The organism is Streptomyces africanus (assembly GCF_002150735.1).
Classification (GTDB): Bacteria; Actinomycetota; Actinomycetes; order Streptomycetales; family Streptomycetaceae; genus Streptomyces; species Streptomyces africanus.
The window spans coordinates 1-700 of record NZ_MUKA01000566.1 but is presented as its reverse complement, the minus strand read 5'-3'; the positions used below and the strand labels follow the sequence as shown (position 1 = coordinate 700).

At 71.7% G+C, this 700-nt stretch carries 1 protein-coding gene; it reads right to left on the bottom strand.

Going from position 1 to position 700, the window contains the following annotated elements; all coding sequences use genetic code 11:
• Positions 1-631 (bottom strand): Tat pathway signal sequence domain protein (locus tag CCL05_RS42115; RefSeq protein ID WP_086565801.1); only part of this gene is annotated, 631 nt, incomplete at its 3' end.
• Positions 632-700 lie beyond the last annotated feature (69 nt).

Below are 700 nucleotides of genomic sequence, written 5' to 3'. Positions count from 1 at the left end.
TGACGGCGACGCCTCCCTTGGTCACCGGGGCGTACTTGGCGGTGAAGAAGGCGTTGGCGAAGCACAGCGACGAGCCGGACGCCTTCGTGAACTGCTGGTTGGTGAAGGAGATGCTGTTGTCGGCGTTGTCCGCCTTGCCGGTCAGGCTGGGGGCCCGGTAGACGCAGTTGATGGTGCCGAGCAGGGTGCGCAGCTTGACGGTGGACTGGATGACGGAGCCCGCGGCCGGGGTCACGGAGACGGTGCCGTCCGAGGACACGGCGGCGGTGTAGGGCAGGTTGTCGACGGTGATGCCGCTGACGCCGAGCACTCCGACGACGTTGGCGGTGCAGCCGCCGGTGTCGAACGTGTGGGAGGTCAGGGACTCGGTGGCGGTGCCGGGAGCGGCCGGGTTGTCGGTGACGGTGGCGGCGAACGCCGACGAGGTGCACGAGATGCCGCTGGTGCCGGTCGCGCTGGAGTAGAAGGTGGCGGCGGTGCCGCTCGCCAGGGAGGCGTTGAGGACGTCGCCGACCGCGACGGCCGCGCCGTCGGTGGTGGTCAGGACGGGGGTGTCGGCCGCCGAGGCGGGGGCGGCGAGCCCGAGGGCGGCGACGGCGGCGGTGAGGGTGAGGAGGGTGCGCGTACGCATGGGGGTGTACCTCTTCTCTGAAGCGGGGTGAGGGTGCCGGGGACGCGGTGGAGCGTCCGCCGTTGCCGG